This is a genomic window from Brenneria alni (assembly GCF_003666245.1).
Classification (GTDB): Bacteria; Pseudomonadota; Gammaproteobacteria; order Enterobacterales; family Enterobacteriaceae; genus Brenneria; species Brenneria alni.
In genome coordinates this window covers 1-13,272 of record NZ_MJLZ01000010.1, presented here as the reverse complement: position 1 = coordinate 13,272, position 13,272 = coordinate 1, and the positions used below count along the sequence as shown (strand labels likewise).

The window sequence follows — 13,272 nt, the reverse complement described above, 5'->3', positions numbered from 1 at the left end:
GTTTCGTTTAAGGTGCATTGATACATGTTTGATTGGATTGTTGATCCGAATGCCTGGTTAGCGCTGGGAACGCTGACCATTCTGGAAATCGTTCTTGGTATCGACAACATTATTTTTCTGTCGTTGGTTGTCGCCAAACTCCCCAAAGCCCAGCAAAATAAAGCCCGTCGCATCGGCCTTATGGGCGCCATGCTTATGCGTCTTGGGCTGCTGGCCTCGATTGCCTGGGTGATCCGCCTGACAAATCCGTTGTTTACCATCCTGGGCAATGACATTTCCACCCGTGACTTGATCCTGTTTTTTGGCGGGCTGTTTCTGATCTGGAAGTCGAGCAAGGAAATTCATGAAACGGTAGAAGGCGGTTCGGAAGATCATGTCTCACAGGTTCATTCATTTTTTGGGGCAATCGTGCAGATCATGCTGCTGGATATCATCTTTAGTCTGGATTCGGTGATTACGGCGGTCGGCCTGTCCGACCATCTGTTTATCATGATGGCGGCGGTGATTATTGCGGTGGGCGTGATGATGTTCTCCGCCCGGACTATCGGTGAATTTGTTGAACGCCATCCGTCCGTCAAAATGCTGGCGTTATCGTTCCTGATATTAGTCGGCTTTACGTTGATTCTGGAAAGCGTCGAAATTCATGTACCGAAAGGCTATATCTACTTCGCCATGTTCTTCTCCATGTCGGTGGAGGCGCTTAATCTGCTGCGCGGCAAAAAAGCAAAGATAACAGATTGAATCACCGCGGGCGGTTTTTCCGCCGCCCGTCCAACTCCTTGTCCATTTTTTCCATTATTCTTACTTAGCCCTTATGGTCTTTTTGCTAGACTCCTTTAATAGTCTTCGATTTTTTGGCTGTCATTAACAGGTAAGTATGATGAAAGTTCGGATGAGAATGGCGATAACGCTGGCGTTATTATTCACCCTCGGTGGTTGCTCCAGTAACTATGTGATGGCGACCAAAGAGGGACAGATGCTGCTGACGCAAAGTAAACCGGTTCTGGATAACGACACCGGAATGCTCAGTTACCTTGATGAACAGGGCAACGAAAAACAGATTAACCGTGATGATATTTCCCAGATCATCGAGCGCTGATTTCGAATTTATGCATTCAGCAGGCACCTCCCCCGACGTTCTATTGTATTAAAGGCGCTTCCCCACATGGCGCAGCTTCGTTATAGTCAAATTCAGAGGAGCGGGTAGACACCTGCTCGTCTGTTATTCTCAGACATAAAGGAAGCTGGCAATGCTATATCACCGTATTCCCCATAGTTCTTTAGAAGTGAGTGTGCTGGGCCTCGGCACGATGACCTTTGGCGAACAAAACAGTGAAGCTGAAGCTCATGCCCAATTGGATCATGCCATTGCCGCAGGGGTTAACCTGATTGATACAGCAGAAATGTACCCGGTGCCCCCACGCCCGGAAACGCAGGGATTAACCGAAAGCTATATTGGTTCCTGGCTGAAATCCCGCGGCGGACGTGAAAAACTGGTTCTGGCAAGCAAGGTTGCCGGGCCGGTGCGCGGTAATGATAGCGGTATCCGTTCGCAGCAGGCGCTGGATCGTAAAAATATCCGTGACGCATTGGACGCCAGCCTGACACGCCTGAACACCGACTACCTCGACTTATATCAACTGCACTGGCCACAGCGGCAAACCAACTGTTTCGGTAAACTGAGCTACCAATATACGGATGAAAAGCCCGCCGTTACGTTATTAGAAACGCTGGAAGCGCTGAATGAGCAAGTCCGTGCGGGTAAAATCCGCTATATCGGCGTTTCCAACGAAACCCCGTGGGGGGTGATGCGTTATCTGCATCTGGCGGAAAAACACGACCTGCCGCGCATCGTTTCAATCCAGAACCCGTACAGCCTGTTAAACCGTAGTTTTGAAGTGGGTCTGGCGGAAATCAGCCAGCATGAAGGGGTCGAACTGCTGGCTTATTCAGCACTGGCATTCGGTACGCTGACCGGGAAATACCTTAACGGCGCCAAACCTGCCGGCGCACGTAATACGCTGTTTAGCCGCTTCGTGCGCTATAGCGCACCGCATACTGAACAAGCGATTGCCGAATATGTGGCGCTGGCCCAAAAATACGGTCTGGATCCCGCGCAAATGGCGCTGGCCTTTGTCCGCCAGCAGCCGTTTGTCGCCACCACCCTACTGGGCGCCACCTCGGTAGAACAGCTTCAAACCAATCTTGCCAGCCTGGAACTCGCATTAGATAAAGAAATACTGGACGAGTTGGAGGCGATTCATCGTCGTTTTACCTTTCCGGCACCTTAATCTTTGCCAGCAAATGCCTTACTCACCACATGCCGCGCCTTAACGAGGCGGCGTGTCATTCGCCAACCACATCAGAATGTCATGCTAATTTGCACCCTGACACTGTCATTATGCGTGTTTTTCCCCACCATACCCTGGTAGCCAATCGATAGTTTCCCGCTCCGCATCAAATCCAGAGACACCCCGGCGCGCAGCAGCAAAGTATCGCGGTCGCCGGATGCTGCTTTGACGACAAATTCATCACCCTGAGCAAAACGCAGCCGCATTTGATTATCATCAGACATCATACGACGCTGGTAACCCGCATCCGTATAAAACGCAACCGGCAAAGGTGAAGAAAAACGCATTTCACTACGTAGCCCCAGCGTGGAAAACACCGTGCTGCCGGTCTGCGTCTCCCAGCCTAACGCCGCCGTACTGCCATTCTCCCGCGCACCGGGCATACCCAGCCAAACGTAAGCCGCGTTGCCATACGGTTCAAGGCTAAAACTGTGGTTAAGCGAAAAACGATGACTTCCCTCAACAAAACCCTGAGCCAGATGCGCATGGTATTCCGCCTGCGCCCGGCTCTCCAGCCCCGGCGCGGTAATCGAACGCTCGCTTGCCATATCCATATAGCTGTATTCCAGACCGGCGCGCACATCCACGCCCCACTGCATCGTGCCGAAATAGCTGGCGATATGATAGGCGGTGACATCAATGCCGGCAGCACGCTGGCCAGCTTTGATTTTGCTTTTCTCACTGCCGAAAGCAAAACCCAGGGTGCTGTTCGCGCCGATTTGGTTACCGTTGCCGATTAAAAATCCATAACCGCTGTGCGTCACGCGGGCGAATCCTGGCTGTTCATCCACGCGCCCTTCGTTCGCCCAGGAGCTTAACCACAGCACATCCGCTTTTCCTTCCTGCATCGAACTGTTAATGGCATCACGCACATACCAACTGCGTTGGAACAGTGCGGAGCGCGAGGCGGCATAAATTTCACCACTGAGGTTATCAAATGCATAGCGGGCGGCCTCTTCGCTCGTTGTATTGGCTATCGCCTCAAAAACCCGGCCATTTTCCTGACTTTCAATCGCCCGTGCGACGGCGCTTTGGTTGCGGCTTTGCGCCACGTCGCTGAACTGCCGGTTATTACGCACGACGTCCAGATAAGCCTGTTGGCCGGTGTAACTCAGCGTATCCGTCAGAAAAAGCGCCTGATTGGTGGAGGTCAGGGCATCAAACGTTCCCGTGAGATCGCCGCCGACATCGAGCAGCGTATAGCGATCGCCCAATGACTGACGATACAAGTTTGTCAGTGTGACCGTCCCTGCCAGATGAGCATCTTGTGTAACAATCAGACTATCCGCCTTGCCTTGTGCGTCAATTTCAAATGCATAGGTGCTGCCTTGATTGAATGTCACATTGCCTACGGTCAATGTCCCGACGGAGGTGCCGGGAGACAGCGTTGCGCCATTATCAAGCGTCACGCTGCCGGCAATAGTACCGTGCCCCCCCAGCGCCGCATCGGATTGTACCCAGACGTCGCCAGCCAGGCTGCCGGTTCCTCCGGCGATTTTGCCAACCACGACCTTGCCGCCCTGCACGATGGTCGGCCCGGCATAAGTGTTATTACCCGTCAGATAAAGCGTTCCCCGGCCCTGTTTACGCAAGCCGACATCCCGCTCAAACAACGTACTTTGGGTATTTTGATTACGTACCTGAGTAATATCATTACCCCAGGTGCTATCCATACCCTGGGTATCAATGCCATACAACGCGTAGGCGCCGCCGGACGCCCCGCCGCCGATATCGCTTTCGGCCAGCCGTCGGGCATTTAGCGCCCCCGGCCCCTGCACCGCTTTATAGGCATTAACGATCCCCTGACCGAACAGCGATTGATACTCATCCTCTGAAAGGATGGTGATATTCTGTTCGCTGGCCGCGGTGACGATAGCGCTTCGAATTTCCGCTTCCGTCATATCGAAATTGCGTAACGAGTCGACCAGAGCATTCATCTCTTCCTCAGTAAACGTCAGGCCGCTGCGGGATGAATAAAATCGCAGCCTGATGCCGACCAAATTCATATCACCATCGTATTCATTGCGCGTCAGCATAACCGCTTTGGGGCGTTTATTGCCGCGCAACGGCGTTGCGGTTGAAAGCAGGACATCGGCAATCTGTTTGCCATCCATGTAGGGAAACGCTTCGCTAACCAGTGCGCCAACGCCTGCCACATAAGGCGCGGAAAACGACGTTCCATCTAACGCACGGTAAGTTTCCCCTTCTCCGGTGGTGGTGATATCCACTCCCGGCGCCAGCAGGCTGTATTCGCTGGCTCCCAGGGCAAGGTTGCTGAATGGCGCAATAAACGCCGCGCTATTTGACAATTGCCGGGGGTCAAACGACATCACATTGATCCAGTTGTTGCCAATCCGGTTTTCCTGACCGGTGACTTCCAGCCACGTCGGCAACCCCGCCGGTAATGCGGGTGTCAGATGTCCTTCGTTCCCAGCGGCAAAGACCATCAACTTTCCGCTTGAAGCGATACGTTCCGCCAACTCGGTAAAACCAGGAACCAGGATATTGCTTATCTCATCCCAGAGTTCAGGTGAGTAGCTGTTAATATCATCGTAATAGAGTGAAATTACCCAACTGTTATTAATGATTTTCACATCCGGATATTCCGCTATCTCGCTTATCGCCTGCGCAATATTGCCGATGCCGAGATCGGTGCCGAGCGCCAGCAGGTTGGCGTTATAAGCAATGCCATGTATGCCGACATCATCCTTTGCCGCACCTATCACCCCTGCGACGGAGCGGCCGTGCGGCCATTCATCGGCTGAGGCGTTAATCCAGCGCGATCTGCTATCCACCCGCCCAAGAAACTCCGCCCCTGACAAGTCAGCACTGGAGTCAATAATCCCCACGGTTGCGCCCTGACCGCTTAATCCCAGTGCATATGCATCGGCGGCGTATATGGAATCCAGCGCCGCCGCATTACGTTCATATTCGGCGGTGCGAAAATCTTCCACAGCCCATGCTGGAAACGGACAGGATAGCAACAACAGTGCGACCGGGATCATCTGCGCCAGAACCCGCCATTCGACACGATATCTTGTCGCCACCGTGTTGTCGGAATCTGACCACCGCGCTTTCCTTTCCCCGCCCATATAACCGCTCATTGGTAAATACAAGCCCACGAGACTCTTCCTTTTTTGTTCCATCTTCTTCATACCCAGGGTTATCGGGCAAAATGACAGTATTTTACTGTGTGGTCACATAGCTAAAAACGTTACCAGCGAGGCGAAATTTAACCGTTCCCGTTCGCGCCCAGGCTGCAATGACGTGAGCTACAGGCTGGAGTCGGAAAGTAAATGAGGAAGAGAGTGCAGAAAAGAAGAGAAATAGAGAGGGAAGCGTAATCGAAAGCCGTATTGGCGAAAACAAGGCGCCCGTCGTCCGAACGCCTTATCATTTACATACCGTGAGGTTATTTCAGCGTTTGCAGCAAACTTTTACGCTGATCTTCCAGCACGGTTACTCGGCTACACACCTCACGACCGAAGTTTTGAAACGCCATTTCCTGATTGTTCCATTCGGTCTGAATGGCTTTCTGTAAGCCGCCGAGATTGCCCATCATTGCCTGTAGCGGATTGCCGCCGTTCGTCATTTGCTTCACCCCCATTTCGTTCAGGCTGTCTTGCAAAACCCCGCCCATGCTTTGTTCAACAATTTGCTTGCCGTCCTGCTCGACCTGCTTTATCGCCTGATGGTGGAAGGTCAGGCCGTCGCTACGATGTTCAATGATACGGTTCATCTGCTGCTTGAGCTGGCCATTCAGCGTGGTCAGCCGGTTGCGTACGTTACTGTCGCTGCCCAATTCCTGCACAATGACGTTATCCAATGCCACGCGCGCTTTTTCCAGATGCTGCTGCGCACCCTGATCGATCCAGGGAAGCTGCTGGCGTAAACCCGCCTGATAATCTTTGGACTGCTGACGCTGCCCGGCATTAAGCGTCAGCGGCGTGCCGTTACGCACAATGTCCCCCTCAGGAGAAATCTGCAAATTTCCGCTGGCGCCCACCACCTGCACATGCTGCGGGCTGATGATAATATCGTCCTGCGGATTAACGTTACACTGGTACGCGGCCTGGGCCTCCCAGGATAGCAACATCAATAAACCCAGAGTCATTTTACGCAACATATATTCTCCTGAAGAAAACAACGACGGCAGCGGGAAATGGGGGAAGCTACCCGTTTGCCCGGCGGAAAATGGCTGAATAACGGCGGCGTTACTCAGCCGGGCGGGGATTTAAAGCAGATCTTCGGGTAAATCCCACCAGATATCGAACAGGTCACTGACTTTAACCTCCGTCAGCTTCTGCTCTTCCAACCAGCGGCCTACCAACTGGCGGTGTTCATCCGTGCAGTGACCGATTTTCTGCAAACAAATCAGCCCTTGCCATTGCAGATAACCACTGCCTTCAAACGCCAGGCCGTTAGGCTCAATCACATCATCAACGAACTTATCCATCGTGCGATCGATATCTTCGACGCTGGTTCCTTCCGGGAAACGCCAGCTCACGGAAAAGCCGGACTCCTGAAACTCATCAATGTGTAATTTTTTGCGTAAACGGCGGCTACGAGCTTGTGCCATTATTTCATCCTCTCAAACATCAGATCCCAAACACCGTGCCCTAAACGCTGGCCACGAACTTCAAATTTTGTCAGCGGACGTGATGCTGGCCGCGCAACGTAGTCATTCTTATCGGAAAGATTGCGATATCCTGCGACCGCGCTCATCACTTCGAGCATATGCTGCGCATAAGGTTCCCAATCCGTTGCCATATGGAAAACGCCGCCGACCTTGAGTTTGTGCAACACCAGCTCAACGAACGGCGCCTGTACAATGCGGCGTTTATTATGGCGTGCTTTATGCCACGGATCGGGGAAGAAAAGCTGCACCAGGGACAATGATCCTTCGGGGATCATGTTTTCCAGCACTTCCAGCGCGTCATGACACATTACCCGCAGGTTGCCGACATCAGCCTCATGCGCCGCAGAAAGACAGGCGCCGACGCCCGGCAGGTGAACTTCAATCCCCAGAAAGTTCTGCTCCGGGTGCTGTGCCGCCATAGTAACCAATGACGCGCCCATCCCGAAACCGATCTCCAGCACCACAGGCGCATCACGCCCGAAAAGCGGCGTAAACGCCAGCGGTTCAGTCTGATATTCGACGCCCATCACCGGCCAGTAGTTATCCAGCGCCTGCTGTTGCCCGTTGGTCAAACGTCCCTGACGGCGAACAAAACTGCGAATACGACGCAGCGGGCGTCCGTTTTCATCAAATTCCGGTGAGATGACGTTGTTAATCATAAAGAGTGTTTACTGTCTGTCCGATTTCATAAGGAAACGCGCATTATGCAAGGATACTGTGGTTTAGCAAGAGTACTGCCTCGGAAAGTTCCGGTTTACAGCACATTCACTCTGTGCTGGAATCGCTGTCAGACTTTTTACCTGCCGGATAGTGATCCCTTTGATGATGCAAGCACAACAGTTCGCGCACCAGGTGCTGAACTGGTATCAACGCTATGGCCGCAAAACCCTGCCGTGGCAGCTTGAGAAAACGCCGTATAAAGTATGGCTGTCCGAAGTGATGTTGCAACAAACGCAGGTCGCCACGGTTATTCCCTATTTTCAACGCTTCATTGCCCGGTTTCCAGATGTGAAAGCGCTGGCTGCGGCGCCGCTGGATGAGGTATTGCACCTGTGGACCGGCCTGGGTTATTACGCCCGCGCCCGCAATCTGCATAAGGCGGCACAGGCCATTGTTGCCCGACACGGCGGTCAATTCCCGCTTACTTTCGATGAGGTGGCCGACTTGCCGGGTGTCGGACGCTCGACCGCTGGCGCCATATTGTCGCTGTCGCTGGGGCAGCATTACCCCATCCTCGACGGCAACGTAAAGCGCGTACTCGCCCGTTGCTACGCGATTGATGGCTGGCCGGGCAAGAAAGAGGTGGAAAAGACGCTGTGGGCAATCAGTGAAGATATCACCCCGGCGCAGGGGGTCAGCCAGTTTAATCAGGCGATGATGGATCTGGGCGCTATGGTGTGTACCCGCAGCCGCCCCAAATGCGAGCTTTGTCCGCTGAACGCCGGCTGCGTGGCTTACGCCAATCACAGTTGGGCGCAGTATCCCGGAAAGAAACCAAAGCAGACGCTGCCGGAAAAAACCGGCTGGTTTTTGCTGCTGCAACAAGGATCGAAAGTCTGGCTACAACAGCGCCCTGCCGTTGGCTTGTGGGGCGGGCTGTTTTGCTTTCCGCAATTCAGCGCACGCAGTGAATTGGAACTCTGGCTGCAACAGCGTGGTCTGAACGCTGACGGATTGCAACAGTTGGTCGCTTTCCGCCACACTTTCAGCCATTTCCATCTGGATATCGTGCCGCTATGGCTGGAGGTCTCACCGGTGGGTGTCTCACCAAAAAGGGCCTGCATGGATGAAGGCGCGGGTCTCTGGTATAACTTAGCGCAGCCGCCCTCTGTCGGGCTGGCCGCCCCGGTTGAACGCCTGCTGCGCGAGTTAGCCCAGCCGCAGCCGGCATTATTGAACTCCTGCACCATTGATGAGGAAGAAGCATGAGCAGAACGATTTTTTGTACCTTTTTACAACGGGATGCCGAAGGGCAGGACTTTCAGCTCTATCCGGGGGATTTAGGCAAACGTATCTATAACGAGATATCCAAAGAAGCCTGGGCGCAGTGGCAGACCAAGCAAACCATGCTGATTAACGAAAAGAAGCTCAGTATGATGAACGTTGCAGATCGCAAGCTGCTGGAGCAGGAAATGGTCAAATTCCTGTTCGAAGGTAAGGACGTACACATCGACGGTTATACGCCTCCGAGTCACTGATATTGCAGGGCCTGACGGCCCTTTTGCGCCCTTATTCCGACACGGCTTTTTATATGAAGAAAATTTTAGCTCTGCTGGTTATCGCCCCGTTACTGGTTTCTTGTTCAGGGAAGAAAAGTAGCGTGGAAAAGGAAGACTTCATCAAAGACACCAACGCCTTTGATATTCTGATGGGGCAGTTCGCCCACAATATCGAGAATATCTGGGGCATAAATGAAGTGCTGATTGCCGGGCCGAAAGACTACGTAAAATATACCGATCAATATCAGACCCGTAGCCACATCAACTTTGATGCCGGTACTATCACCATTGAAACGATTTCAGCGACGGATTCCACCGCCAGTCTGCGCCAGGCCATTATCACCACCCTGCTGATGGGTGATGACGCCACCAACACCGATCTCTATTCCGACGCCAACGACATCCAAATCAGCCGGGAACCCATGCTGTATGGTCAGGTGCTGGACAATACCGGCCAGGCCATCCGCTGGGAAGGCCGCGCCGCCAGTTTTGCTGATTACCTGCTGCAAAACCGGTTGCAAAAACGCAACTCCGGGCTGCATATCATCTGGTCTGTTACCATCCAGTTAGTGCCTAACCATCTGGATAAGCGGGCGCATAAATACCTGCCGCTGGTACGTAAAGCCGCCGAGCGCTACGGCATTGAGGAATCGCTGATCCTTGCCATCATGCAAACGGAATCGAGCTTCAACCCTTACGCGGTAAGCCGCTCCGATGCATTGGGATTGATGCAGGTAGTCCAGCACAGCGCAGGCCGTGACGTATTCAAAATGAAAGGCAAATGGGGACAACCGAGCCGCAGCTACCTGTTCGATCCGGAAAACAACATTGATGCGGGCACCGCCTATCTGTCGATTCTAAAGAACAGCTATCTGGTCGGTATTGAGAACCCGACCTCGCGGCGCTATGCCGTGATCACCGCTTATAACGGCGGCGCGGGCAGCGTATTGCGGGTATTCTCCAGCGATAGAAATCGGGCGGTGAATGTTATCAATAACATGTCGCCGGGCGAGGTATACGATACGCTGACCACCAAACATCCGTCCGGCGAGTCGCGCCGTTATCTGTACAAAGTGAATACGGCGCAGAAGAATTACCGCCGCTAGCGGATGTTCAAACACCGGAATTGTCCGCACCGGTTTTAGTCATGGCTACCACGTCTTCGGTACTGAATACGTAAGGCGTGGTAGCTTTTCTTCTGTTACCGATGTCAGTTTCCTGTTCCGGTAGTGAGGATGTCGGTCGGGTCGGTATCTGGCTGGCATTGCCCCCCATAAACTGTCCAGCGTCCTTAAAAATTTAATGGTAATGTACGTATACATTACCATTAAATGATAGTTTTACGTTCTTTCATACTGTGGCTGATAAAACAGGCATCTCACGGGTAATATATTTTTCGGTTGAAAAGAAAAATAAAAAACGATGCTAAAAATGAACAACTTTCTAAATTAAATTCAATGTGATATCTCTCCATAGTGAAACCTTTGGAGGAAATGAGCGCGGAACCCCTTAATGAAAAAACATGAATCCGTGATCTGCATCACAGAAATTCGCGCATAATAGCCATATTTAACATATATATGTAATCTAAACTTTAATATAAAAATGTTTTCGTCTGGATATAAAAATAACTGGAGGTTGTATGTTATCGGATAATGTACGAAACACGTTTGATAATTTTTCCACATCGTGGGACACAAAAAAAATCTTATAAAGAATAAGGATGGAATAAGTAATCGAATAATAATTCTAATGGATAATTATGTGCGTGATGATCATATCATTCTAGATATCGGAAGCGGTACAGGTAAAATTTATGAGATACTCAGGAGTAAACATAAAAAATGCCTCGTGGACATGGTTGATTTTAGCAAGAAAATGTGTGCCATAGCGATGGCTAAGTCTTATCGTGACACAAAAGCAAACGTATATTGCTCCAGCCTTAATGATTTTAAACCATGTAAAAAGTATGATGTTATAACCTCATTGCAGGTAATACACCATGTACCATCAGTTAGTGAATTCTTAATAAATTGCTCACAACTAATGAAGAATGATGGAACTTTATTGGTACAAACGGTGGGTGAAGGTTATTTAGAGAATATATTTGGCCACAAAACCAATAATCATGATCTGGACATTTTAGGTAGGTTTTCAATACGGGAGCTTGAGTGGGAAATAAAAAGAACGAACTTAAAACTTGAGAGCTTATATAGCGATAAATTCAACTTTTACTTTAATACTGAACTTGATGTTGTGAAATTCATTGAATCAATTGGAACGATTGATAAGATTAATGGCTATGAGAATGGGAAGGTTCCAGAAGTCTTGAAAAGAATTAGTTCGAGGGAAATTTATGGCGAATACTATACCATAGTTTTAAGGAGGAGCCGCAATGATAAATAAAATAAGCACGCTAATAAATAGATACAGTTTTAATCGTTGGTCTAAGACTTACGAGTATGATGTCACCCCTAGCTTCAAAAGGAGAGGATATTCTTATGAGTTAGTTGGAAAAGATATCTTCTCTCATATTCAGACTTCATGCGGGAAAAAGGTATGTGAGTTGGGAGTTGGAACCGGCCTTGTTGCTCAGGCCATACGAAAATGTGGCTATAATCATTTGTTGGTTGGTACGGACATATCAGAGAAGATGTTAGAAAAGGCTTGTCAGAAGAATGTTTATGATCTGCTGATAAGACTACCATGTGAGAATATGTCAACCATGATTTCTAAACATGACATGATATATACGTGCTTTATGTATCATAGCATTCAAAATAAGCGTGTAGCGTTACTGAATATACATAACGCATTGAAACCGGGTGGGGCTTTTGTTCTGGTTGGCCTCTTTAGAACGGGAGGAAGGAAACGCTGCATGACCTATTTAATGGATAACATTCATTCATTGGCACATGAAAAGATGGCATTATCTAATTATCAAAGTAGGCAGGAGACGATAGATGAACTGGAGCGCAATGGCTTTACTATTATTTCTCATAAATTATTAGACAAGGATTCGACTATAGCCGTCAATAGCGTAGGGAAAATGGAACATAGCATGATTATTTGTGAGAGGAATAAGGAATGAATAAATATATAAGAATTCAAAAAGAAGCATTCGATAAGGGTTTTGTGTGGCAAAGCGATGAGGAGGCATTAAGCAAAATTCAAGAAGAACTCAATGAACTTAAGATTGAATCTAAAAAGAAGAGTGCCAATGGGGTTAAAGAAGAACTCGGTGATCTCCTCTTTTCTTGTTTAGGCTTCTCTGTATTCGCTAATGTAGATATTAATAGTTGTTTAGATGCGACATATGACAAGTTTAAAAAAAGGCTCGCCTATGTGTTAGATACCGGTTACAAAAATGATTACAGCGCATTACGTCGGTCGTGGGAAGATGCCAAAAGTAAAACGGACGCCGATTTTGTTGAGTCCCGAAAAAGAATTAAGGTGGCTATAATTGGGTGTTGGGATGAAACTGACGTGAAAAATCTAAAAATAGCGAAGAAATTAGCAGGGGAGCTGGCAAAGTTAGATTGCTTTATTTTCACCGGCGGTGGTGATGGTATAATGAAGTCCGTTTGTAGTCCCCCCTGAATTTAGTCTTACCGTTTAATAGAGTTCTCTGGTTAAAATACAACCAGAGGAGGCTCATTATGAAGAAAGCGCGTTTCACTGAAACTCAGATCCTGCGGGTTCTGAAAGAAGTTGAAGGTGGTCGGCATGTGAAGGATGTGTGCCGTGAAAACGGTGTATCGGAAGCCAGCTATTACAATTGGAAATCTAAATACGGCGGCATGGAGTCCTCTGATATCAAACGAATGAAAGAGCTGGAAGAAGAGAATCGCCGATTAAAGCAAATGTACGCATCCCTCAGCTTAGATCATGAAATTCTTAAGGATGTTGTGTCAAAAAAACTTTAACGGTGCCTGAGAAGCGTGAGCTGGTGCGTTACGTTATGAAGGAACATCAGGCCAGTGAACGACGCGGGTGCCGGATTATCGGTATCAGTCGAAGTCTGTTGCATTATTGCCCGAACACGGCACGGGATCTGCCTGTA

General features: G+C 49.9%; 14 protein-coding genes and 1 pseudogene. 10 read left to right on the top strand and 5 right to left on the bottom strand.

Going from position 1 to position 13,272, the window contains the following annotated elements; genetic code table 11:
• The first annotated feature begins 24 nt into the window (after nucleotides 1–24).
• The 3 genes from BIY29_RS06440 (at nucleotide 25) to BIY29_RS06430 (ending at nucleotide 2,291) form a co-directional block, all read left to right on the top strand.
• The gene (locus BIY29_RS06440) at nucleotides 25–741 is read left to right on the top strand and encodes a TerC family protein (protein WP_121574331.1); all 717 of its coding nucleotides are present in this window, start codon (nucleotides 25–27) and stop codon (nucleotides 739–741) included.
• A gap of 139 nt (nucleotides 742–880) precedes the next feature.
• On the top strand, nucleotides 881–1,099 hold the full coding sequence (locus BIY29_RS06435; protein WP_205680315.1) for a YgdI/YgdR family lipoprotein: 219 nt from the start codon (nucleotides 881–883) through the stop codon (nucleotides 1,097–1,099).
• 151 nt (nucleotides 1,100–1,250) lie between these two features.
• Nucleotides 1,251–2,291, top strand: coding sequence for an NADP(H)-dependent aldo-keto reductase (locus BIY29_RS06430; protein ID WP_121574330.1), 1,041 nt, complete (start codon nucleotides 1,251–1,253; stop codon nucleotides 2,289–2,291).
• 71 nt (nucleotides 2,292–2,362) lie between these two features.
• Here the strand turns inward: BIY29_RS06430 and BIY29_RS06425 are convergent, their stop codons facing one another.
• From BIY29_RS06425 to trmB, 4 genes are all read right to left on the bottom strand, one after another.
• Nucleotides 2,363–5,473, bottom strand: a complete 3,111-nt coding sequence (locus BIY29_RS06425; protein WP_170158890.1) for an autotransporter domain-containing protein — start codon at nucleotides 5,471–5,473, stop codon at nucleotides 2,363–2,365.
• A 290-nt stretch (nucleotides 5,474–5,763) separates the two neighbouring features.
• Nucleotides 5,764–6,477 (bottom strand): YggN family protein, encoded by a 714-nt coding sequence (locus BIY29_RS06420; RefSeq protein ID WP_121574328.1) that lies wholly within the window; start codon nucleotides 6,475–6,477, stop codon nucleotides 5,764–5,766.
• A gap of 108 nt (nucleotides 6,478–6,585) precedes the next feature.
• Nucleotides 6,586–6,930: a YggL family protein gene (locus BIY29_RS06415; protein WP_121574327.1), complete on the bottom strand. Its 345-nt coding sequence runs from the start codon at nucleotides 6,928–6,930 to the stop codon at nucleotides 6,586–6,588.
• Nucleotides 6,930–7,649: a tRNA (guanosine(46)-N7)-methyltransferase TrmB gene (gene trmB, locus BIY29_RS06410; RefSeq protein WP_121574326.1), complete on the bottom strand. Its 720-nt coding sequence runs from the start codon at nucleotides 7,647–7,649 to the stop codon at nucleotides 6,930–6,932. The genes BIY29_RS06415 and trmB overlap by 1 nt, the downstream gene beginning before the upstream one ends.
• 163 nt (nucleotides 7,650–7,812) lie before the next feature.
• On the opposite strand from trmB, the gene mutY reads away from it, so the two are divergent.
• The 3 genes from mutY to mltC are packed head-to-tail and all read left to right on the top strand — an operon-like array spanning nucleotide 7,813 to nucleotide 10,315.
• Nucleotides 7,813–8,919 carry an A/G-specific adenine glycosylase gene (gene mutY, locus BIY29_RS06405; RefSeq protein ID WP_121574325.1) on the top strand — a complete coding sequence of 369 codons (1,107 nt, stop codon included), beginning with the start codon at nucleotides 7,813–7,815 and terminating at the stop codon, nucleotides 8,917–8,919.
• Nucleotides 8,916–9,188 carry an oxidative damage protection protein gene (locus BIY29_RS06400; RefSeq protein WP_121574324.1) on the top strand — a complete coding sequence of 91 codons (273 nt, stop codon included), beginning with the start codon at nucleotides 8,916–8,918 and terminating at the stop codon, nucleotides 9,186–9,188. Before mutY ends, BIY29_RS06400 begins: the two co-directional genes overlap by 4 nt.
• A 53-nt stretch (nucleotides 9,189–9,241) precedes the next feature.
• Nucleotides 9,242–10,315, top strand: a complete 1,074-nt coding sequence (gene mltC, locus BIY29_RS06395; RefSeq protein WP_121574323.1) for a membrane-bound lytic murein transglycosylase MltC — start codon at nucleotides 9,242–9,244, stop codon at nucleotides 10,313–10,315.
• 7 nt (nucleotides 10,316–10,322) lie between these two features.
• On the opposite strand, the gene BIY29_RS20030 is transcribed toward mltC, so the two are convergent.
• A complete protein-coding gene (locus tag BIY29_RS20030) occupies nucleotides 10,323–10,484 on the bottom strand; it encodes a phosphoenolpyruvate hydrolase family protein (RefSeq protein WP_147437144.1) in 162 nt (53 codons plus the stop codon).
• Between the two features lie 489 nt (nucleotides 10,485–10,973).
• Here BIY29_RS20030 and BIY29_RS06390 point away from each other — a divergent pair, with 489 nt between their 5' ends.
• The 4 genes and pseudogenes from BIY29_RS06390 to BIY29_RS06375 all read left to right on the top strand — a co-directional run.
• Nucleotides 10,974–11,615: a class I SAM-dependent methyltransferase gene (locus tag BIY29_RS06390; RefSeq protein WP_170158889.1), complete on the top strand. Its 642-nt coding sequence runs from the start codon at nucleotides 10,974–10,976 to the stop codon at nucleotides 11,613–11,615.
• Nucleotides 11,605–12,300, top strand: coding sequence for a class I SAM-dependent DNA methyltransferase (locus BIY29_RS06385; protein ID WP_121574321.1), 696 nt, complete (start codon nucleotides 11,605–11,607; stop codon nucleotides 12,298–12,300). The genes BIY29_RS06390 and BIY29_RS06385 overlap by 11 nt, the downstream gene beginning before the upstream one ends.
• Nucleotides 12,297–12,809, top strand: coding sequence for a MazG nucleotide pyrophosphohydrolase domain-containing protein (locus tag BIY29_RS06380; protein ID WP_121574320.1), 513 nt, complete (start codon nucleotides 12,297–12,299; stop codon nucleotides 12,807–12,809). Before BIY29_RS06385 ends, BIY29_RS06380 begins: the two co-directional genes overlap by 4 nt.
• 59 nt (nucleotides 12,810–12,868) lie before the next feature.
• Nucleotides 12,869–13,272, top strand: a pseudogene (locus tag BIY29_RS06375) (transposase); the annotation flags it as partial.